This is a genomic window from Pseudomonas sp. GW821-FHT01D09 (assembly GCF_059422465.1).
In genome coordinates, this window is record NZ_JBWKWY010000010.1 from 26,193 (window position 1) to 45,198 (window position 19,006).

Annotated in this window: 17 protein-coding genes and 1 pseudogene; 6 read left to right on the forward strand and 12 right to left on the reverse strand. The window is 61.3% G+C overall.

The features are described from left to right. Positions 1–2 precede the first annotated feature (2 nt). The 6 genes from AC07W7_RS12060 to ctlX form a co-directional block, all read right to left on the reverse strand. A complete protein-coding gene (locus tag AC07W7_RS12060; RefSeq protein ID WP_232243979.1) occupies positions 3–845 on the reverse strand; it encodes an ABC transporter ATP-binding protein in 843 nt (280 codons plus the stop codon). 3 nt (positions 846–848) lie between these two features. Next, on the reverse strand, positions 849–1,562 hold the full coding sequence (locus AC07W7_RS12065) for an ABC transporter permease (protein ID WP_057439424.1): 714 nt from the start codon (positions 1,560–1,562) through the stop codon (positions 849–851). Further along, positions 1,559–2,260, reverse strand: a complete 702-nt coding sequence (locus tag AC07W7_RS12070; protein WP_076962597.1) for an ABC transporter permease — start codon at positions 2,258–2,260, stop codon at positions 1,559–1,561. Before AC07W7_RS12070 ends, AC07W7_RS12065 begins: the two co-directional genes overlap by 4 nt. Before the next feature lie 102 nt (positions 2,261–2,362). Beyond that, entirely contained in the window at positions 2,363–3,142 is a 780-nt protein-coding gene (locus tag AC07W7_RS12075) for an ABC transporter substrate-binding protein (protein WP_057439422.1), read from the reverse strand. A 257-nt stretch (positions 3,143–3,399) separates the two neighbouring features. Continuing rightward, complete coding sequence (gene ocd / locus AC07W7_RS12080) at positions 3,400–4,446, reverse strand: ornithine cyclodeaminase (protein ID WP_495039374.1); 1,047 nt, start codon at positions 4,444–4,446, stop codon at positions 3,400–3,402. Positions 4,447–4,457: 11 nt separating this feature from the next. Continuing rightward, a complete protein-coding gene (gene ctlX, locus AC07W7_RS12085) occupies positions 4,458–5,384 on the reverse strand; it encodes a citrulline utilization hydrolase CtlX (RefSeq protein WP_495039375.1) in 927 nt (308 codons plus the stop codon). 308 nt (positions 5,385–5,692) lie between these two features. Here ctlX and AC07W7_RS12090 point away from each other — a divergent pair. Then, positions 5,693–6,339 (forward strand): annotated as a pseudogene (locus AC07W7_RS12090) (GNAT family N-acetyltransferase). Between the two features lie 134 nt (positions 6,340–6,473). On the opposite strand, the gene AC07W7_RS12095 reads toward AC07W7_RS12090, so the two are convergent. From AC07W7_RS12095 to AC07W7_RS12115, 5 genes are all read right to left on the reverse strand, one after another. Beyond that, entirely contained in the window at positions 6,474–7,493 is a 1,020-nt protein-coding gene (locus tag AC07W7_RS12095) for a branched-chain amino acid aminotransferase (protein ID WP_076962601.1), read from the reverse strand. A 105-nt stretch (positions 7,494–7,598) separates the two neighbouring features. Then, the gene (lpdA, locus tag AC07W7_RS12100; protein ID WP_495039376.1) at positions 7,599–8,978 is read right to left on the reverse strand and encodes a dihydrolipoyl dehydrogenase; all 1,380 of its coding nucleotides are present in this window, start codon (positions 8,976–8,978) and stop codon (positions 7,599–7,601) included. 4 nt (positions 8,979–8,982) lie between these two features. Further along, the gene (locus AC07W7_RS12105; protein WP_236310059.1) at positions 8,983–10,248 is read right to left on the reverse strand and encodes a dihydrolipoamide acetyltransferase family protein; all 1,266 of its coding nucleotides are present in this window, start codon (positions 10,246–10,248) and stop codon (positions 8,983–8,985) included. Further along, complete coding sequence (locus AC07W7_RS12110; protein WP_495039377.1) at positions 10,249–11,307, reverse strand: alpha-ketoacid dehydrogenase subunit beta; 1,059 nt, start codon at positions 11,305–11,307, stop codon at positions 10,249–10,251. A gap of 1 nt (position 11,308) precedes the next feature. Next, a complete protein-coding gene (locus tag AC07W7_RS12115; RefSeq protein ID WP_099168162.1) occupies positions 11,309–12,544 on the reverse strand; it encodes a 3-methyl-2-oxobutanoate dehydrogenase (2-methylpropanoyl-transferring) subunit alpha in 1,236 nt (411 codons plus the stop codon). 196 nt (positions 12,545–12,740) lie between these two features. Between AC07W7_RS12115 and bkdR the strand changes: the two genes are divergently transcribed. The 4 genes from bkdR to AC07W7_RS12135 all read left to right on the forward strand — a co-directional run bounded on the left by bkdR (position 12,741) and on the right by AC07W7_RS12135 (position 16,707). Next, on the forward strand, positions 12,741–13,226 hold the full coding sequence (gene bkdR / locus AC07W7_RS12120; protein ID WP_076962605.1) for a Bkd operon transcriptional regulator BkdR: 486 nt from the start codon (positions 12,741–12,743) through the stop codon (positions 13,224–13,226). A gap of 179 nt (positions 13,227–13,405) precedes the next feature. Next, positions 13,406–13,630, forward strand: coding sequence for a hypothetical protein (locus AC07W7_RS12125; RefSeq protein WP_099168163.1), 225 nt, complete (start codon positions 13,406–13,408; stop codon positions 13,628–13,630). Between the two features lie 181 nt (positions 13,631–13,811). After that, complete coding sequence (locus AC07W7_RS12130) at positions 13,812–15,437, forward strand: methyl-accepting chemotaxis protein (RefSeq protein ID WP_495039378.1); 1,626 nt, start codon at positions 13,812–13,814, stop codon at positions 15,435–15,437. A gap of 46 nt (positions 15,438–15,483) precedes the next feature. Then, the gene (locus tag AC07W7_RS12135; RefSeq protein ID WP_495039379.1) at positions 15,484–16,707 is read left to right on the forward strand and encodes a cyclic di-GMP phosphodiesterase; all 1,224 of its coding nucleotides are present in this window, start codon (positions 15,484–15,486) and stop codon (positions 16,705–16,707) included. A 16-nt stretch (positions 16,708–16,723) separates the two neighbouring features. Here the strand turns inward: AC07W7_RS12135 and AC07W7_RS12140 are convergent, their stop codons facing one another. Further along, a complete protein-coding gene (locus AC07W7_RS12140; RefSeq protein WP_495039380.1) occupies positions 16,724–17,587 on the reverse strand; it encodes an MBL fold metallo-hydrolase in 864 nt (287 codons plus the stop codon). Positions 17,588–17,757: 170 nt separating this feature from the next. On the opposite strand from AC07W7_RS12140, the gene AC07W7_RS12145 reads away from it, so the two are divergent. Next, on the forward strand, positions 17,758–19,002 hold the full coding sequence (locus AC07W7_RS12145) for an NAD(P)/FAD-dependent oxidoreductase (protein WP_076962610.1): 1,245 nt from the start codon (positions 17,758–17,760) through the stop codon (positions 19,000–19,002). The last annotated feature ends 4 nt before the right edge of the window (positions 19,003–19,006 follow it).

Below are 19,006 nucleotides of genomic sequence, written 5' to 3' on the forward strand. Positions count from 1 at the left end.
GTTCACTTCAAGCGGTTGGAGAGAAATTGCTGCAAGCGTTCGCTGGTGGGGTGGTCGAGGATCTCGGCGCTGCCTTGTTCTTCGACGCGGCCCTGGTGCAGGAACAGCACCTGGCTGGACACTTGCCGGGCAAAGCCCATTTCGTGGGTGACCATGAGCATGGTACGACCTTCCTCGGCCAACGTCTGTATGACTTTTAGGACTTCCCCTACAAGCTCTGGATCCAGCGCCGAGGTCGGTTCATCGAACAGGATAATCTCCGGCTCCATGGCCAGGGCCCGGGCGATGGCCACGCGCTGTTGCTGGCCACCGGAGAGAAACGCCGGGTATTGATCGGCGACCCGGCCCGGCAGGCCGACTTTATCCAGGTACATGCGCGCGCGTTTTTCTGCCTCGGCGCCACTCACACCCAGCACCCGGCGCGGCGCCATGCAGATGTTCTCCAGCACGGTCATGTGGCTCCACAGGTTGAAGTGTTGAAACACCATGGCCAGGCGCGTGCGCAGGTTCTGCAGTTGCGCCTGGTGTGGCGCTTGCACGCCTGCGCGACCCTGGCGCATTTCAATGCTGATGCCGTCCAGGGTGATCACCCCGGCGTCGGGTTGTTCGAGGAAGTTGATGCAGCGCAGCATGGTGCTCTTGCCGGAGCCGCTGGCGCCGATCAGGCTGATTACATCGCCCTTGCTGGCGTTGAGCGAAACACCCTTGAGCACTTCATGGTCGCCGTAGCTTTTATGCAGGTCTTCGACCTTGAGTTTGACGTTGGCGCCGGCCGCCACCACGCTCGGGCGGGGCGCGGCAATGTGGGTGGGATGGGCGGCCAGGGCCTGTGCGGACTGATTCATGGGTTAGCCTCGGGTCGGGACAAGAAAGCGCATCCAGCGTCGTTCGGCCAGTCGGAACAGGCCCACCAATGCAAAGGACAGCAGCATGTACAGCAGTGCGGCAATGCCGAAGGCCTGGAACGTGAGGAACGTTTCGGCGTTGGCGTCGCGGGCCACCTTGAGGATGTCGGCGATGGTGGCGGTAAATGCCAGGGATGTGGCGTGCAGCATCAGGATCATTTCGTTGCTGTAGGCCGGCAACGCGCGGCGCAGCGCGGCGGGGATCACCACGAACAGGTTCATCCGCCAGCCGTGCAAGCCATAGGCCCGTGCTGCTTCAATCTCGCCGTGGGGAATGTTGCGAATGGCCCCGGCGAAGATTTCCACGGTGTAGGCACAGGTGTTGAGCACAAAGGCCAGCAGGGTGCAGTTCAACGCATTGCGGAAAAACTGATTGAGCAGGGCATTGTCCTGCACCACTTCCAGGCTGTAGAGGCCGGTGTAGCAAATCAGCAACTGGATATACAGCGGCGTACCGCGAAACAGGTAGGTGTACACCTCCACCGGCCAGCGTAGCCAGAAGTGCTCGCTGACGCGGGCAATTGCCAACGGGATCGACAGGAAAAACCCGAGGATCACCGACACGATAAACAGCCACAAGGTCATGGCCACCCCGGAAAAGCCCGAACCATCGGTCCACAGATACGCCAGGCCATATTGCTGGATCAGTTCAATCATCGCGCCACCCCTTTGATGCCGACGTTGTAGCGCCGTTCCAGGCGTTTGAAGATGCGGTTGGAGAGGGTGGTGATCACCAGGTACACCAGGCCCGCCAGGATCAGGAAGTACAGCGGATCATTGGTGGTCTTGCCGGCGTTCTGCGCGGCCTTGACCAAGTCGGCCAGGCCAATGATCGACACCAGCGCGGTGGACTTGAGCAGCACCAGCCAGTTATTGCCCAGCCCCGGCAAGGCAAAGCGCATCAACTGCGGGAACATCACCAGCCGAAAGCGCTGCCAGCGGCTCAAGCCGTAGGCAGTTGCCGCTTCCAGTTGGCCCACCGGCACACTGAGCATCGCGCCGCGAAAGTTTTCGGTGAAATACGCACCGTAGATAAAACCCAGGGTGACGACCCCGGCGGTGAAGGGATCAATTTCAAAGTAATTCCAGCCGAGCATCTCGGTCAGGTCGTTGAGCCACAGTTGCAGGCTGTAGAAGATCAGCAGGATCAGCACCAGGTCCGGCACGCTGCGGATCAAGGTGGTGTAGAGAGTGGCGGGGATGCGCAACAGTTTATGGCTGGACAGCTTGGCACCGGCGGCGATCAGGCCCAGGCTCAGGCTCAGAACCAGCGCGAGGAACGCCAGCTTGATGGTCATCCAGGCACCCTGGGCCAACAGCGGGCCGAAGCCTTGCAGGTTGAGGAGTTCATTCACGGGAAAGTCTCGATAGAACCGGTAGGAACCTGCCGCAAATGGCGGTGTTTATCGCACCGCCAGCGCTGGCAAGCCGGCTCCTACAGGGGATAGGGCGGGGGATTACTCGTGATAGATATCTTCGTCACCGAAGTATTTCTTCTGGATCAGCGCGTAAGTGCCATCGGCCTGGATGGCCGCGATGCCCTTGTTGATCAGCGCCAGCAGTTCCTGGTCGTTCTTGCGCAGGCCCATGGCAATGTCCAGCGGCAAGGTCGGGTCCTTGAAGGCCGGGCCGGACTGGTAGTCGGCGCCTTCAGGCTTGGACAGGAAGTTGAGCTGGGCTTCGAGCTTGTCGGTCAGCGTTGCGTCGAGGCGGCCGTTTTGCAGGTCGGCGTAGTTCTGGTCCTGGGACTGGTACGCCTTGACCTGGGCACCGAGCTTGGCCAGGTGGGCGCGGGCGTAGGCTTCTTGCAGCGAGCCCTGGAGCACGCCGACCTGTTTGCCCTTGAGGGATTCCGGGGTGTCGCCGAAACCGGCGCCCTTGCGGGTGATTACCGAGGTGGGGCTGAGGAACAGGCGATCGCTGAAATCGATCTGTTTTTGCCGGGCCGGGGTCACGGCCATGGAGGACATGATGGCGTCGAACTTGCGCGCACGCAGCGCCGGGATCATGCCGTCGAATTCGTTGTGGACCCAGGTGCACTTGACTTCAAGCTTGGCGCAGATGGCGTTGCCCAGCTCAATGTCGAAACCTTGCAGGCTGCCGTCGGCGGCCACGGATTCAAAGGGTGGGTACTCGGGGAACACGCCGAAACGGATTTCTTTCCATTCCTGGGCCTGGACGGCGGTGGCGCACAAAGGCAGGAGCAGCGCGGCGACGAGTGATCGGAGCGGAGTCATGGTGTTTTCCCTATATTTTGTAATTGATGTCAGGGCAGTAGAAAGGGTGCGGCATACATTCATGTGCTGACTCTTTGGTCGCGCTCAGAATGCTTCATGGTGGTGCGTTTTTTGTGTCGTTTACCTAGGCCTTGGCACGCGGAATACGCTGTTAAAACGCAGGTGGCAGCGGAATCGGCTGCAACACCCTGTATATCGGCTTTTCAAACCAACGTTTACGGCCCGCCGCTTGCGCAAAGCGGCAGGCCAGAGCGGTTTCAGGCGCGCTTTTTATGCTGTGCGACCGGCTGCTGCGCCAAGCGCGCGAACAGGTCCTTGGGGTCGGCCAGGTCTGGCACCAGTTCCAGTTCGCTACCCACGTCCAGGGCCTTGGCCACATCCAGCACATAACGCAGGGCCGAGTAGTCTTCGAGGGCAAAACCCACCGAGTCGAACAGGGTGACCTGGCGTGCGTTTTCCCGGCCCGGCTTCTGGCCGTTGATCACTTGCCACAGCTCGGTGACCGGCGAATCCTCGGGCATATGCTGGATTTCGCCTTCGATACGGCTTTGTGGTTCGTACTCGACGATCACCCGTGCGCGCTCGACAATGCGCCGGTCCAGCTCGGTCTTGCCGGGGCAGTCGCCGCCCACGGCATTGAGGTGCATGCCGGGCTCGATCATGTCGTCGGTAAGAATGGTGGCGTAGGCCTTGTCGGCGGTCACGGTGGTGACGATATCGGCGCCTTTCACCGCCTCGGCAACGCTTGCGGCCAGGGCCACTTTGATCGCCGGGAAGGCCTTGAGGTTGTTCGCCAGCTTGTGCATGGCCTTGGAATCGATATCGAACAGGCGGATCTCATTGATGCCCAGCAAGGCATGGAACGCCAGGGCCTGGAACTCACTTTGCGAACCGTTGCCGATCAGCGCCATGCTGTGGCTGTTGTCCCGCGCCAGGTAGCGTGCGACCAGGGCCGAGGTGGCGGCGGTGCGGATCGCGGTGGTCAGGGTCATTTCGCTGAGCAGCACCGGCTTGCCGGTGTCCACATCCCCCAGGGCGCCGAACGCCATGACCGTGAGCATGCCGCTCTGGGTATTTTTCGGGTGGCCGTTGACGTATTTGAAGGCATACAACGAGGCATCCGAGACCGGCATCAGCTCGATCACGCCCTCGGGCGAGTGGTTGGCCAGGCGCGCGCATTTCTCGAAGTCATTCCAGCGCAGGTAGTCGGCGCGGATGTACTCGGCCATCTCGGTGATGCAGGTTTGCAGGCCTTTTTGCGAGACCAGGTAGCTGAGGTCGTTGACGTCGATATAACGGGTCATGGAATAACTCCTTATTGGAATGAGGCGCGGGCCGGAAGATGCACTTCGGCCAACATGCAGCGGGCACTGCCGCCGCCGATGCGTTCGATGTTGTCGATATTCACCACCACTGGGTGGGTGTGGCGTTCCACATGCTGGCGCTGCGCCGGCTTGAGCGAGTGCCAGGCGCTGGCGGACATCACCAGCAACGGCTGGCCATCGCGGTCGTGAAGTTCGAGCATGTTGCCGGCGAAGGCTTCCAACTGGTCGAAGTCCAGGGCCAGGATGTCTTTGCCGGTGTCGCGCAGGGAGCGTTCCAGGCCCTGGCGCTCGTGGGCGTGGGGCAGCGCGTCGAGGCACACCACCGACAGGTCGCGGCCGACGCTCATCATCACGTTGCTGTGGTAGATCGGTGCGTGATGGCGGTCGACGGCGTGGAAGGCGCAGACCTGATAGTCCAGGCGTTCGGCGAACTGGCGCAGGGCATCGTGGTGGGTGCGCCCGGAGTGGCAGGCGTAGCTGATGCGGTGCTGGCGGTCGAGGACCATGCTGCCGGTGCCTTCGAGGAACATGTTCTGTTGTTCCAGGTGGCTGAAGTCGATGGTGTCTTTGATTGCGAAGCGTTGCTCCAGCACTTGCAGCACACCTTTGTTGCGCTCCAGGCGGCGGTTCTGGCCTTCCATCGGGTACAGCACCAGGCTGCCGTCGGCATGGCTGCTCCACCAGTTGTTGGGGAAGATCGAATCCGGGGTATGGGGCGCGGGCGTGTCCTGCACCACCAACACTTCCACGCCATGCTGGCGCAGGGTGTCGACGTAACCGTCGAACTCTTGCAGCGCTTTATGCTGTGCGGCCACCGGGTCCACGGGGGCGCGCTGGAAGCGGTTGTTGATCGCGGTGTCCGGGTTAAAGGCAAAGTGCGCCGGGCGGATCATCAGGACGGTATTGGTGGTTTGCATGGGGGCACGGGTCCATGGGGTTGGGCATTGCGGCTATTTTGTGCGCTCTGGCCGCAGAATCCCGGCTGAAACAGGGGGGCGGCCCAGCCGGGAAAGCTGAAAAGAGGGGTATGACAGCTGAATCGGCTGTCAGGGGGGGCTAAAACCTGTAGGAGCCGGCTTGTGTGGGAGCTGGCTTGCCTGCGATGGCATCACCGCGGTGTGGCGGACACACCGAGGTGCCTGCATCGCGGGCAAGCCCGGCTCCCACACAAGCCCACACATGGGTATTGTGGTGGCTGTCGTAACGTCGTCCGTCAGGAGGAGTCATGTTTACCGCCGTCCGCCTCGCCCAACCCACCGATGCCGAAGGCATCAGCCAAGTCATCCTGGCGGCCCTGCACAGCAGCAACGCCGGCGACTACCCGGCGGACGTGATTGCCCGGGTGGCGAGCAACTTCACGCCGCAGGCGGTGCTGCACTTGCTCACCCGGCGCACGGTGTTGGTGGCAATCCGCGAGCAACTGATCGTCGCCACGGCGGCCTTGGACGCCAATGTCGTGCGTTCGGTGTTCGTCAACCCGGCGCTGCAAGGGCAGGGTATCGGCCGCCAACTGATGGTCGATATCGAACAGCGGGCCCGTGAGGCTGGGGTCACGGTATTGAGCGTACCGTCGTCCCTCACCGCCGAGCCGTTTTATACCAAGCTGGGGTTCCACACCGTGCGCGACGTGTACCACGGCAACGAGCGCACCCTGGTGATGGAGAAGGTATTGTCGTCTCGCCACCCCATCTGAGTGTGTCGTTGGTGCGCCATGGGGAACAGGTGTTGATTGGCCTGGGCTGTGTGAAGATCAACCTGCAGATCAGTTCGGGCAATGAGGCGGTCGTGGGGTTCTATGAGGCGCTGGGATATGGGGTGGAGCCGAGGATCAGCATGGGCAAGAGGATTGCACAGAACCTGCCAAAATCCTGAGGCCACCGCAAAACAAATGTGGGAGCTGGCTTGCCTGCGATAGCGGACGGTCAGTCAACGCATTGGTGACTGACATATCGCTATCGCAGGCAAGCCAGCTCCCACACAAGCCAGCGCCTACAATCAGGGTCGGCTTAGACCTTGACGATCCAGCCCGCCGGCGCTTCAACGTCGCCGGACTGCACACCGGTCAGCTCTTTGTAGAGCTTCTGGGTCACCGGGCCGACGTCTTTTTCGCTGTAGAACACATGCAGCTTGTCTTTGTACTCAATCCCGCCGATCGGCGTGATCACTGCCGCCGTCCCGCAGGCGCCGGCTTCCTTGAAGTCTGCCAGTTTGTCGATCAGCACGTCGCCTTCGACCACTTCCAGGCCCAGGCGGGTCTTGGCCAGTTCGATCAGCGACAGGCGGGTGATGCCTGGCAGCACCGACGGCGAGTTCGGGGTGACGAACTTGTTGTCGTGGGTGATCCCGAAGAAGTTGGCCGAACCGACTTCTTCGATTTTCGAGTGGGTGGCCGGGTCCAGGTAGATGCAGTCGGCGAAGTTGGCTTTTTTCGCCAGGGAGCCGGGCATCAGGCTGGCGGCGTAGTTGCCACCGACCTTGGCCGCGCCGGTGCCGTTCGGCGCGGCGCGGTCGTAACCAGAGATCAGGAAGTTGTGCGGGGTCAGGCCGCCCTTGAAGTAGGCGCCGACCGGGATGCAGAAGATCGAGAAGATGAACTCGGGCGCGGTACGCACGCCGATGTTGTCACCGGTGCCGATCACGAACGGGCGCAGGTACAGCGCGCCGCCGGTGCCGTACGGCGGGATGAAACGCTCGTTGGCGCGGACCACGGCCTTACAGGCTTCGATAAACGCTTCGGTCGGCACTTGTGGCATCAGCAAGCGGCCGCAACTGCGCTGCATGCGGGCGGCGTTCTGGTCCGGGCGGAACAGGTTGATCGAACCGTCCTTGCAGCGATAGGCCTTCAGGCCCTCAAAGCACTGCTGGCCATAGTGCAGGGCGGTGGAGCCCTCGCTGATGTGCAGCACGTTGTCTTCGGTCAGGGTGCCTTCTTGCCAGGCGCCGTCTTTCCAGGTCTGGAGGAAACGCTTGTCGGTCTTGATGTAGTCAAAACCCAATTTGTCCCAATTGATGCTTTCGTTACCCATGACACCCTCTATCTCTTCACAACCGCCTGGTCGAAGGCAGGCTTTCGGTTTATTTCTGGATGGGCGCAACAATACTTCATTCTTGGCCTGTGTGGGAGCATTGACTCAGAGGTGCAGGGCATGCCCCAACGCCCGCAGCGCCGCTTCCTGCACCGCTTCACCGAGGGTCGGGTGGGCATGAATGGTGCCCGCCACATCCTCCAGCCGCGCGCCCATTTCCAGGCTCAGGCCAAAGGCGGTGGACAGCTCGGACACGCCAACCCCCACCGCCTGCCAGCCGACAATCAGGTGATTGTCGCGGCGTGCCACCACCCGTACGAAGCCGGTCTTGGACTCCAGGGTCATGGCCCGACCATTGGCGGCAAACGGGAAGCTTGAAACGATGCAGTCCAGGCCCGCGGCCTTGGCTTCGTCCGGGGTCTTGCCGACCACCACCAGTTCCGGGTCGGTAAAGCACACCGCCGGGATCGCCGCCGGGTTGAATTCCCGGGATTTGCCGCTGATCAGCTCCGCCACCATCTCGCCCTGGGCCATGGCCCGGTGCGCCAGCATCGGCTCGCCGCTCAGGTCGCCGATCGCCCAGACATTGCGCATGCTGGTCTGGCAGCGGTTGTCGATCTGGATCGCCGCGCCGTTCATCGTCAGGTCCAGGGCTTCCAGGTTCCAGCCCTGGGTGTTGGGTTTGCGGCCGACGGCCACCAGCACCTGGTCAGTGTCCAGGGCCAGGGTCTCGCCATTGGGCTCGCGCACTTGCAGGCTGCCACCTTCAAAACCGGTGACGCTGTGCTTGAGGTACAGCTTGACCCCCAATTGCTTGAGGGATTCGGCCACCGGCTGCGTCAGCTCGGCGTCGTAGGCGGGCAGGATGCGGTCCTGGGCTTCGACCACGCTGACCTCGGCCCCGAGCTTGCGATAGGCAATCCCCAGTTCCAGGCCGATGTAACCGCCACCGACCACGATCAAGCGTTTTGGCACACGGGTCGGCGCCAGGGCTTCGGTGGACGAGATGATCGGCCCGCCAATCGGCAGCATCGGCAGGTTGACGCTTTTTGATCCGGTGGCCAGCAGCAGGTGCTCGCACTGGATGCGTTGGTCGCCCACCTCCACGGTCTTGCCGTCGACGATCTTGGCCCAGCCGTGGATCACTTGCACTTTGTGCTTTTTCAGCAGCGCGGCAACCCCGGTGGTCAGGCGATCGACGATGCCGTCTTTCCACTCGACGCTCTTGCGGATATCCAGGGTCGGCACATCCACGTCGATGCCCAGGGCCGAACCCTGGCTCAGGTGTACGGTTTGCTGGAACTGCTCGGCCACATGGATCAGCGCCTTGGACGGAATGCAGCCGATGTTCAGGCAGGTGCCGCCCAACGCCTGGCCTTCTACCAGGATCGTCGGGATGCCCAGTTGGCCGGCGCGAATCGCCGCCACATAACCGCCAGGGCCGCCGCCGATAATCAGCAGGGTGGTCTGTAATGTCTGAGTCATGCCCTTACTCCAGGAACAGGCTGGCGGGTTGTTCGAGCAGGCCACGGATGGCCTGGATGAATTGCGCCGCGTCCATGCCATCGACCACCCGGTGATCGAAGGAGCTGGAGAGGTTCATCATCTTGCGGATCACGATCTGCCCCTTGATCACCATTGGCCGCTCGACGATGCGGTTGACACCCACAATCGCCACTTCCGGCAGGTTCAGCACCGGGGTGCTGACAATCCCGCCCAACGCGCCGAGGCTGGTCAGGGTGATGGTCGAGCCCGACAGTTCGTCACGGCTGGCCTTGCCCGTGCGCGCGGCGTTGGCCAGGCGGGTGATTTCTTCGGCGGTGCCCCACAGGCTGCGCGCCTCGGCGTGGCGCACCACCGGCACCATCAGCCCCACATCGCTCTGGGTGGCGACGCCCACATGCACCGCGCCGAGACGGGTGATGACCTGGGCTTCGTCGTCATAACGCGCATTGATCTGCGGGAAATCGCGCAAGGCCACAACCATGGCGCGCACCAGGAATGGCAACAACGTCAGCTTGCCGCGGCTGGCGCCGTGTTTTTCATTGAGGTGGACGCGCAAGTCGTCCAGGGCCGTCACGTCGATCTCTTCGACGTAGCTGAAATGCGCAGCACGGCGCGTGGCCTCCTGCATGCGCTGGGCGATCTTGCGGCGCATGCCGATCACCGGGATCTGCTCTTCGTCGTTGCGCTCGGCATACGGGTTGGCGCCGGCCGAGGCGCGGGGGCTGCCCTGTTGCAGATACGCCTCGAGGTCTTCATGCAGAATACGCCCGGCCGGGCCCGAGCCCTGCACCAGGCGTAGTTGGATCCCGGCATCCAGCGCATGCTTGCGCACGGCCGGGGAGGCCAGCGGGCGCTCATTGGCCTCGCGAGCTACCGGGGCCTGGGCCGCTACCTGCGGCTTGGTGGCCGGTTTGCTTTCAACCACCGGCGCCTTGATTTCGGCCTTAGGCGACGGCGCGGCTTGCTCAACCACTGCCGACAGCGCCGACTCTTTGGTATTGCCCGCGCCTTCGACTTCAATGCTGATCAGGATACTGCCCACGGCCATGACCTCACCTGGCTCGCCGCCCAGCGATATCACCTTGCCATGGACCGGCGAGGGAATATCCACCATCGCCTTGTCGGTCATCACATCCGCCAGCACCTGGTCTTCGACGACCATATCGCCGACCTTGACGTGCCATACCGACAACTCAACTTCTGCGATGCCTTCGCCAATGTCCGGCATCTTGATAACGTGCGTGCCCATTCAGACCTCCATGACCCGTTGCAAAGCCGCGCCCACACGGGTCGGGCCAGGGAAATACGCCCACTCTTGCGCGTGGGGGTAGGGGGTGTCCCAACCGGTCACACGCTCGATAGGCGCTTCCAGGTAGTGGAAGCAGTGTTCCTGCACCAACGACACCAGCTCAGCACCAAAACCGCAGGTACGCGTGGCTTCATGCACCACCACGCAACGGCCGGTCTTTTTCACCGACTTGACGATGGTTTCCAGGTCCAGCGGCCACAGGCTGCGCAGGTCGATGACTTCGGCGTCGATCCCGGTTTCTTCGGCGGCCACTTGTGACACATAAACAGTGGTGCCATAGGTCAGCACCGTGACCGCCGAGCCTGGGCGCACGATGGCGGCTACATCCAGCGGTACGGTGTAGTAGCCGTCCGGCACCTGGGCTTGCGGGTGCTTGGACCACGGCGTTACCGGGCGGTCGTGGTGACCGTCGAACGGGCCGTTGTACAGGCGCTTGGGCTCAAGGAAGATCACCGGGTCATCGTTTTCGATGGAGGCGATCAGCAGGCCCTTGGCGTCATAGGGGTTGGACGGCATCACCGTGCGCAGGCCGCAGACCTGGGTGAACACCGCTTCGATACTCTGGCTGTGGGTCTGCCCGCCGTAGATGCCGCCGCCGCAGGGCATGCGCATGGTCAACGGCGCGGTGAACTGGCCGGCCGAGCGGTAACGCAGGCGCGCCGCTTCCGAGATGATCTGGTCAGTGGCCGGGTACACGTAGTCGGCGAACTGGATCTCGGCCACCGGGCGCAGGCCATAGGCGCCCATGCCCACGGCCACGCCGACGATGCCGCTTTCGGAGATCGGCGCGTCAAACACCCGCGAGGTGCCGTACTTGCTCTGCAAGCCTTCGGTGCAACGGAACACGCCGCCGAAGTAACCAACGTCCTGGCCGAACACCACCACATTGTCGTTGCGTTCAAGCATCACATCCATGGCCGAGCGCAGGGCCTGGATCATGGTCATGGTGGTCGTGGTCATGGCGGTTTCCAGCTCGATTTTATTGTTGTGATCGTTCATGTCAGATCCCCAACGCTTGACGCTGGCGCTTCAAGTGCTCCGGCATCTCTTTATAGACGTCCTCGAACATGCTCGCGGCGCTCGGGATCTGGCCACCGGCCAGGGTGCCGTACTGTTCGGCTTCTTTCTGCGCGCCGAGTACTTGGGCTTCAAGCTCGGCAGTGACCGTGGCGTGTTCCTCTTCGGACCACTGGCCAATCTTGATCAGGTGCTGTTTGAGGCGGGCAATCGGGTCGCCCAGGGGGAAGTGGCTCCAGTCATCGGCAGGCCGGTACTTGGACGGGTCATCGGAGGTGGAGTGTGGGCCGGCGCGGTAGGTCACCCATTCGATCAGGGTCGGCCCCAGGTTACGGCGCGCGCGTTCGGCGGCCCAGGCAGAGGCGGCGTATACCGCGATAAAGTCGTTGCCGTCCACCCGCAGGGAGGCGATGCCGCACCCTACGCCGCGTCCGGCGAAGGTGGTGGCTTCACCGCCGGCGATGGCCTGGAAGGTGGAAATCGCCCACTGGTTGTTGACCACGTTGAGGATCACCGGCGCGCGGTACACGTGGGCGAAGGTCAAGGCCGTGTGGAAGTCCGATTCGGCGGTGGCGCCATCGCCGATCCACGCCGAGGCGATCTTGGTATCGCCCTTGATCGCCGAGGCCATGCCCCAGCCCACGCCCTGTACGAATTGGGTGGCGAGGTTGCCGGAAATGGTGAAGAAGCCATAGTCCTTGACCGAATACATGATCGGCAACTGGCGGCCCTTGAGCGGATCGCGCTCGTTGGACAGCAGTTGGCAGATCAGGTCCACCAGCGGCACTTCGCGGGCCATCAGGATGCTTTGCTGGCGGTAGGTGGGGAAGCACATGTCGTCGATGTTCAAGGCCAGGGCCTGGGCGCTGCCGATGGCTTCTTCGCCAAGGCTTTGCATATAGAACGACATCTTTTTCTGACGCTGGGCGACCACCATGCGGTTGTCGAAGATCCGCGTCTTGAGCATGGCACGCATGCCACGGCGCAAAATCTCTACCGGCACACCTTCAGCCCATGGGCCCAGGGCCTGGCCCTGGTCGTCGAGCACGCGGATCAGGCCCTTGGCCAGGTCGGCGGTGTCGGCGGGTTCTACGTCAACGGCGGGTTTGCGCACCGTACCGGCGTCGGTCAGGCGCAGGTAGGTAAAGTCGGTCTTGCAACCTGGGCGGCCCGAGGGTTCGGGAACGTGCAGGCGCAGCGGTTCGTAATGCTGGGTCATGGCTTTCTACGCTCGATCTTGTGAATTTCTTGTAGTGGGCGCGCTTAGCTGACAGTCAGTCCCCGGGTAGGGGAAATCTTGTCCTACAACAATCATAGGCCGGGCCGGGGAGAATATTTATCTCTGTTTGGTTGCGCCTGAGATCATTTGCGGATAAAAAATCTGCATAAACATAATAAACAGGTGGTTTTGTCTCATGCGCAAACTGGACCGTATCGATATCGGGATTCTCAACAGCCTTCAGGAGAATGCCCGCATCACCAACGCCGACCTCGCACGCTCGGTCAACCTGTCGCCCACGCCGTGTTTCAATCGGGTCAAGGCCATGGAAGAACTGGGCCTGATCCGTGACCAGGTCACGCTGCTGGACGCCGATTTGCTGGGGTTGCACGTCAATGTGTTTATCCACGTCAGCCTGGAAAAACAGAATGAACTGGCGTTGCAACAGTTCGAGGGGGCGATTTCCGACCGGCCGGAGGTGATGGAGTGTTACCTGATGGCCGGCGACCCGGACTACCTGATCCGGGTGCTGGTGCCGACTATCCAGTCCCTGGAGCGCTTTATGATGGATTTTCTGACCAAGGTCCCGGGGGTGGCGAATATCCGCTCCAGCTTTGCCCTCAAGCAGGTGCGCTACAAGACGGCGCTGCCATTGCCGGCCAATGGCTTGAGCCTGGGGTAAGGCGCAAGAGGCGCGGGCGGCGGGGTTGCCGGTGATCAGACGCTACTCATTTGAGTGTTAAGTTGAAGAAAATCAATCAAATGGCAACGCCTGGCAAACGAGGCTTTATTTAAAGTTTGCTTATCCCTACGGGCAGCAATGGACCTGCTAAGCTCAGATTTTAATCGGGAGGCTGAGTCATGGAGAATGAAGAGTTAGTCTATCGTGCCCTTTATGACTTCAACCTTACCCAACTGTCCATCATTGCGGCGCTGGAAGATATGGCAGCGCTGATAGAGAGCATGGGGCAACTTGCACCACAAACCAGCGAGTCCCTCAGGCGCCACCTGGAGACGGTGGGGAATAACTGTGACCGCTCCTGTAATGCGGTGTATGCCCTCGCCAACTTGAACTATGCACCTTGATAACATCGGGCGGGTTGTTGCGTTGCATGGTTAGTTAGCTAAGCAGTAGGTATAGTGATTTTTTATTTGCCGAGGCTATAAAAAACAATGGGCCTACATTTTTTTCACAGTACGGTCCACACACTGATGTCGCTGGGGCTGTGTAGAGGTCCTTGAGCCAGAGAAGCCTAGGGGAATTGCCATGTCAATGAGATCGATAAGGTTGAACTCACGTACCACCCTGTGTTTTGGCGTGGTATGCCTGTTGCTCTTGATACAGGGAGGAATGACGCTGGTAAAGGTCGATAAAGTCTATTCGTCCACTGTCGAGATAGAAACCAACTGGCTGCCCAGCATTCGTCAGGCTGGGAAGATGGAAAGTAGTCTGTTGAAACTGCGCCTGGAGTTACGCAGGTTTGCACTGGATGACAATCGGCTTAGTTCCACTTCGGTTGGTGCGGTCAAAGAGGCCGAAACAACATTGGTTAAAATGACAGATGATTATGCTCAATACATCTCCAGCCCTGAAGAGAAAAACAAATACGATGAGGTTGTGCGGGGGATAGAAGAATATAACGTAAAGGTTGATGAGTTGCTGGCCATGGACAGTTCACGTTCGATAGCGGACCTGAATGTGTTTTTCCGTGACTACACCAGCCCCCTGGCACTTAAACTCCAGTCTTTGATGGGGGAGTTAGTGGCCATCAATGAGCGGGGCGCCCAAGTGGCGGTGGCTGTCGCCGCCCACGAATATGATGCTGCCCGATTGTTTACCGTAATACTGATGGTGGCTTCGGTGCTGTTGGCCATCGTGGTCGGGCGGCTGTTCGCCAAAAGTATCATCGTGCCGGTTGGCGAACTGTTGGCCTCGACGGCCAAGATTGCCCAGGGCGACTTGCGTGTCGCTATCCAGATCAGCGGCAAGGACGAACTGACAGACTTGCAACAGTCCACCGCGGCGATGCAGATGAGTTTGAAAAGTACTCTGCAACATATATCTGAAGCGTCCGGCCAACTGGCCTCGGCCGCCGAAGAGATGAGTTCGATCACCAAGGAGTCCACTGCCGGTATTGAACGGCAAAGTATGGAAACGGACCAGGCCGCCACAGCCGTCAATCAGATGACCGCCGCAGTCGAGGAAGTGGCCCGCAATGCCGTCTCCGCCTCCCAGTCGACCCAGGACTCCCAGCGTTCGGCGCAAGTCGGCCAGGAGCGTGTGACCCAGACCATTGCCTCGATTGAGAAGTTGAGCGCCACGGTCCAGCACACCGGGGTCGAAGTCGAGGGCCTGGCCAAACAGGCGCAGGACATTGCCCGGGTCGTGGAAGTTATCCGCTCCATTGCCGAACAAACCAACCTGCTGGCGCTGAATGCGGCCATCGAAGCAGCCCGGGCCGGCGAGCAGGGGCGAGGCTTTGCGGTGGTGGCCGACGAAGTCAGGGCGCTGGCCCACAGAACGCAGACCTCGACCCAGGAAATCGAGCAGATGATCGCGAAAATCCAGAGCTGTTCCAGCGAGGCCGTGCTCTCGATGGGGATGAACCGCACTGAAGCAGTGGATTCGTTGAGGATCGCCCATGAAGCGGGGGCGGCGATTACCCAAATCACCCAGGCGATCGAGGATATCAATGAAAGAAACCTGCTGATCGCCACCGCATCGGAAGAACAGGCCCATGTTGCACGCTCTGTCGATCAGAACCTGATCAGCATCCGTGACCTGTCCATCCAGAGCTCGTCGGCCGCGGGCCAGACGTCTATCGCCAGTAATGAACTATCGAAGCTGGCGGTTGATCTCAGGCAAATAGTCTCGAAGTTTTCTGTGAGCTGAGTCGAGGCCAGCGGGTTGTTTGCTTCTGATCGGTGGTGGAAGGCTTATGTTGAAACGCATTCCTGCTTCGCAAGTCAGGCTGGGCATGTATGTCCATAAAATGGAGGGCGCCTGGACCGACCATGGTTTTTGGAAAAGCAGTTTTTTGCTGACCCGACCGCAAGACCTGCAGCGTTTGCGGCAGTCACGGGTCCAGAACGTCTGGATCAATACCGCGAAGGGGGCTGACGTACCGTCGGGCGAACAGCCGGATTCGCCTGCGGTTGTGCCTAAAACCGCTATGCCAACACGCTCTGCGGTGCCCCCGCGTGCCGACATGAAGGCTGAGGTGGTGCGCGCTGCCAAGGTGTGTGCCGTGGCCAAGGGGGCCGTGGTTGAAATGTTCAGTGACTTGCGTATGGGCGGGGCGATCGAACCGACTCGCGTGGCCAGCGTGGTCGAGGAAATCTCCCAATCGATCATGCGCCACCCCCATGCCCTGATCAGCCTGGCCCGCTTGAAGCAGGCCGATGAATACACCTACATGCATTCGGTGGCGGTCAGTGGCTTGATGATCGCACTGGCCCGGCAGTTGGGGCTGACGCCAGAGTTGGTCCAGGAAGCAGGGCTAGCAGGGTTGTTCCACGATGTCGGGAAAATGGTCATCCCGGAGAGCATTTTAAGTAAAACCGGCAAACTCACGGAGGCCGAGTTCGACATTGTGCGCAGCCACCCGCAGGAGGGGGTGAACCTGTTGCGCAACAGTGCGCATATCAGCGACATGGTGCTGGATGTGTGCCTGCATCATCATGAAAAGTGCAACGGCGAGGGCTATCCCCACGGCCTGCGCCAGGACCAGATCAGCCTGTTTGCAAAAATGGGCGCGGTGTGTGATGTGTACGACGCGGTGACTTCAGAGCGCCCCTATAAACAGGGCTGGGGGCCGGCCGATGCCATCCAGAAAATGGCCGAGTGGAAAGGTCATTTTGATGAGCGGGTGTTCCAGGCGTTTGTCCGGTGCGTTGGGATCTACCCGGTTGGCGCCCTGGTGCGCCTGGAGAGCGGGCGTATCGGTGTGGTGATCGAGCAAAACCAGAAATCGTTGCTCACCCCGGTGGTCAAAGTGTTCTTTTCGGCGCGTTCCCGGTTGCCCATTGTTCAGGCCGTGGTGAACCTGGCCGACCGGCGCGACAAGATTGTCGGCCGCGAGAATGTCGAGGATTGGGGCTTCAAGCAGATCGACGAACTGTGGTCGGGCTTGCCCGAGCCCAAGGGCTCCTACTTCAGTTGAAGCCCGGCGTAGCAGGTCATAGTTGGTTGAGCGGTATCTTCAAATACACCACGCCATTGTCTTCTGCCGGGGGCAGATGCCCGGCCCGCACATTCACCTGGATCGCCGGCAGCAACAGCGTCGGCATTCCCAGCCCGGCGTCCCGCTTCGTGCGCATCTGCACAAACGCAGCCTCATCCACCCCGTCATGCACATGGATATTGCCTGCGCGTTGTTCCGCGACACTGGTCAGGCATTTGGCCTCGCGGCCTTCGGGCGGATAGTCGTGGCATACATACAGCCGGGTGTCGGCGGGGAAGGCCAGCAACTTGCGCATCGAGGCATACAACTGCCGCGCATCGCCGCCGGGGAAGTCACAGCGGGCGGTGCCGACGTCGGGCATGAACAGGGTGTCGCCTACCAGGATCAACTGGTCGTCGACCAGGTAGGCCATGTCCGCCGGCGTGTGGCCGGGCACGTGCAGGGCCTGGGCCTTGAGCTGGCCGATATGGAACACCTCGTTGGGGGCGAACAGGTGGTCGAACTGCGAGCCGTCGGCGCGGAACGCCGGCTCCAGGTTGAACAGGTTCTTGAACACGTCCTGCACCTGGCTGATGGACTGGCCGATGGCGATCTTGCCGCCCAACGTGCGGCGCAGATAGGGCGCGGCGGACAGGTGATCGGCGTGGGCGTGGGTTTCCAGCAGCCATTGCACCTGCAGGTCGTGCTCACGGACGAAGGCAATCACCTGGTCGGCCTGGGCCGTGTCGGTACGCCCCGAGGCCGGGTCATAGTTGAGCACTGAATCCACGATGGCACAGGGGCTGCCGTCCGTTTCATAGACGACGTAGGTGTAGGTTGACGACGCCTCGTCCAGAAAAGATTGAATCAACGCGGGCATGACAGTGTCCTGGGTAGCTAATAGCAGCTTACATTCAAAGTGATTTCCACATAGGCTTGCGAGCTTAAGTGAAACGAGCGATCCGAGGCAAAGAATCGCTTACGAACGGGGCGTGACGCCACGCGGCAACGACCCTTGTGTGCATTGTCAACCTAAGAAAGGCCCGGACTATGAACGACCAACACTGGGGACCGACCATCAGTGGCGACATCGTGGTCATCGGCGGCGGCTCGGCAGGCATCGGCCTGCTGGCCAGCCTGCTCAAGCGCGACCCGCACCTGAATATCACCCTGATCGAACCCAACGCCGAACACTACTACCAACCCGCCTGGACCCTGGTGGGCGGCGGCGCCCATGACATTCGCAAGACCATGCGGCCCATGGCCCAGGTGCTGCCCGATGGCGTGACCTGGGTGCAGGCGGCGGTCAGCCAGTTGCTGCCCGACGAACAGACCCTGGTGCTCGACAGCGGCCAGCGCGTGACCTGGAACAACCTTATCGTGTGCCCCGGCCTGCGCCTGGCCTGGGAAAAAATCGAAGGCCTGGAGCAGACCCTGGGCCACAACGGCGTCACCTCCAACTACAGCTACCAGCACGCGCCCTACACTTGGCAACTGGTGCAACAGCTCAAGGGCGGCAAGGCGATTTTCACCCAGCCGGCCATGCCGATCAAATGCGCGGGGGCGCCGCAAAAGGCCCTGTACCTGTCTTGCGATCATTGGCTCAGGCAGGGTGACCTGAACAGTATCGACGTCGAATTCAACCTGGCCGGTGCCGCGCTGTTTGGCGTGGCGACCTTTGTGCCGCCGCTGATGAACTATGTCGAGAAATACGGCGCGCAGTTGGCCTTCAATTCCAACCTGATCAAGGTCGATGGCCCGGCGCGCAAGGCCTGGTTCGAGGTCAAGGACGCCGAGGGCACGGTCCGCATCGAGGAAAAATCCTTTGACCTGCTGCACGTCGTGCCGCCGCAAGTGGCCCCGGACTTTATCCGCCACAGCCCGCTGGCCGATGCAGCCGGCTGGTGCGAGATCGACCCCCATAGCCTGCAACACGTGCGCTACCCGCAGATCTTCGCCCTGGGCGATGTGTGTTCCACCAGTAATGCCAAGACAGCGGCGGCGGTGCGCAAGCAAATCGTGGTGGTGGCCGAGAACCTGCTGGCCCTGCGCAAACAGGCGCCGCTGCCGCTCAAGTACGACGGCTATGGCTCCTGCCCGCTGACCGTGGAGCGCGGCAAGGTGGTGCTGGCCGAGTTCGGTTATGGCGGCCGGCTGTTGCCGACTTTCCCCCTGGACCCCACCGTGGCGCGGCGTTCGGCATGGTTTTTGAAGGCGACCCTGCTGCCATGGTTCTACTGGAACGGCATGCTCAAGGGCCGCGAATGGCTGACCCGCCTGGCCAAGGTGGAGTGAGAGA

What these genes read in the sequence shown, in the direction of transcription:
- AC07W7_RS12060 (WP_232243979.1), bottom strand. Translation starts at nt 845, where the DNA reads ATGAATCAGTCCGCACAGGCCCTGGCCGCCCATCCCACCCACATTGCC.
- AC07W7_RS12065 (WP_057439424.1), bottom strand. Translation starts at nt 1,562, where the DNA reads ATGATTGAACTGATCCAGCAATATGGCCTGGCGTATCTGTGGACCGAT.
- AC07W7_RS12075 (WP_057439422.1), bottom strand. Translation starts at nt 3,142, where the DNA reads ATGACTCCGCTCCGATCACTCGTCGCCGCGCTGCTCCTGCCTTTGTGC.
- ocd (WP_495039374.1), bottom strand. Translation starts at nt 4,446, where the DNA reads ATGACCCGTTATATCGACGTCAACGACCTCAGCTACCTGGTCTCGCAA.
- ctlX (WP_495039375.1), bottom strand. Translation starts at nt 5,384, where the DNA reads ATGCAAACCACCAATACCGTCCTGATGATCCGCCCGGCGCACTTTGCC.
- AC07W7_RS12095 (WP_076962601.1), bottom strand. Translation starts at nt 7,493, where the DNA reads ATGGGTAACGAAAGCATCAATTGGGACAAATTGGGTTTTGACTACATC.
- lpdA (WP_495039376.1), bottom strand. Translation starts at nt 8,978, where the DNA reads ATGACTCAGACATTACAGACCACCCTGCTGATTATCGGCGGCGGCCCT.
- AC07W7_RS12105 (WP_236310059.1), bottom strand. Translation starts at nt 10,248, where the DNA reads ATGGGCACGCACGTTATCAAGATGCCGGACATTGGCGAAGGCATCGCA.
- AC07W7_RS12110 (WP_495039377.1), bottom strand. Translation starts at nt 11,307, where the DNA reads ATGAACGATCACAACAATAAAATCGAGCTGGAAACCGCCATGACCACG.
- AC07W7_RS12115 (WP_099168162.1), bottom strand. Translation starts at nt 12,544, where the DNA reads ATGACCCAGCATTACGAACCGCTGCGCCTGCACGTTCCCGAACCCTCG.
- bkdR (WP_076962605.1), top strand. Translation starts at nt 12,741, where the DNA reads ATGCGCAAACTGGACCGTATCGATATCGGGATTCTCAACAGCCTTCAG.
- AC07W7_RS12125 (WP_099168163.1), top strand. Translation starts at nt 13,406, where the DNA reads ATGGAGAATGAAGAGTTAGTCTATCGTGCCCTTTATGACTTCAACCTT.
- AC07W7_RS12130 (WP_495039378.1), top strand. Translation starts at nt 13,812, where the DNA reads ATGTCAATGAGATCGATAAGGTTGAACTCACGTACCACCCTGTGTTTT.
- AC07W7_RS12135 (WP_495039379.1), top strand. Translation starts at nt 15,484, where the DNA reads ATGTTGAAACGCATTCCTGCTTCGCAAGTCAGGCTGGGCATGTATGTC.
- AC07W7_RS12140 (WP_495039380.1), bottom strand. Translation starts at nt 17,587, where the DNA reads ATGCCCGCGTTGATTCAATCTTTTCTGGACGAGGCGTCGTCAACCTAC.
- AC07W7_RS12145 (WP_076962610.1), top strand. Translation starts at nt 17,758, where the DNA reads ATGAACGACCAACACTGGGGACCGACCATCAGTGGCGACATCGTGGTC.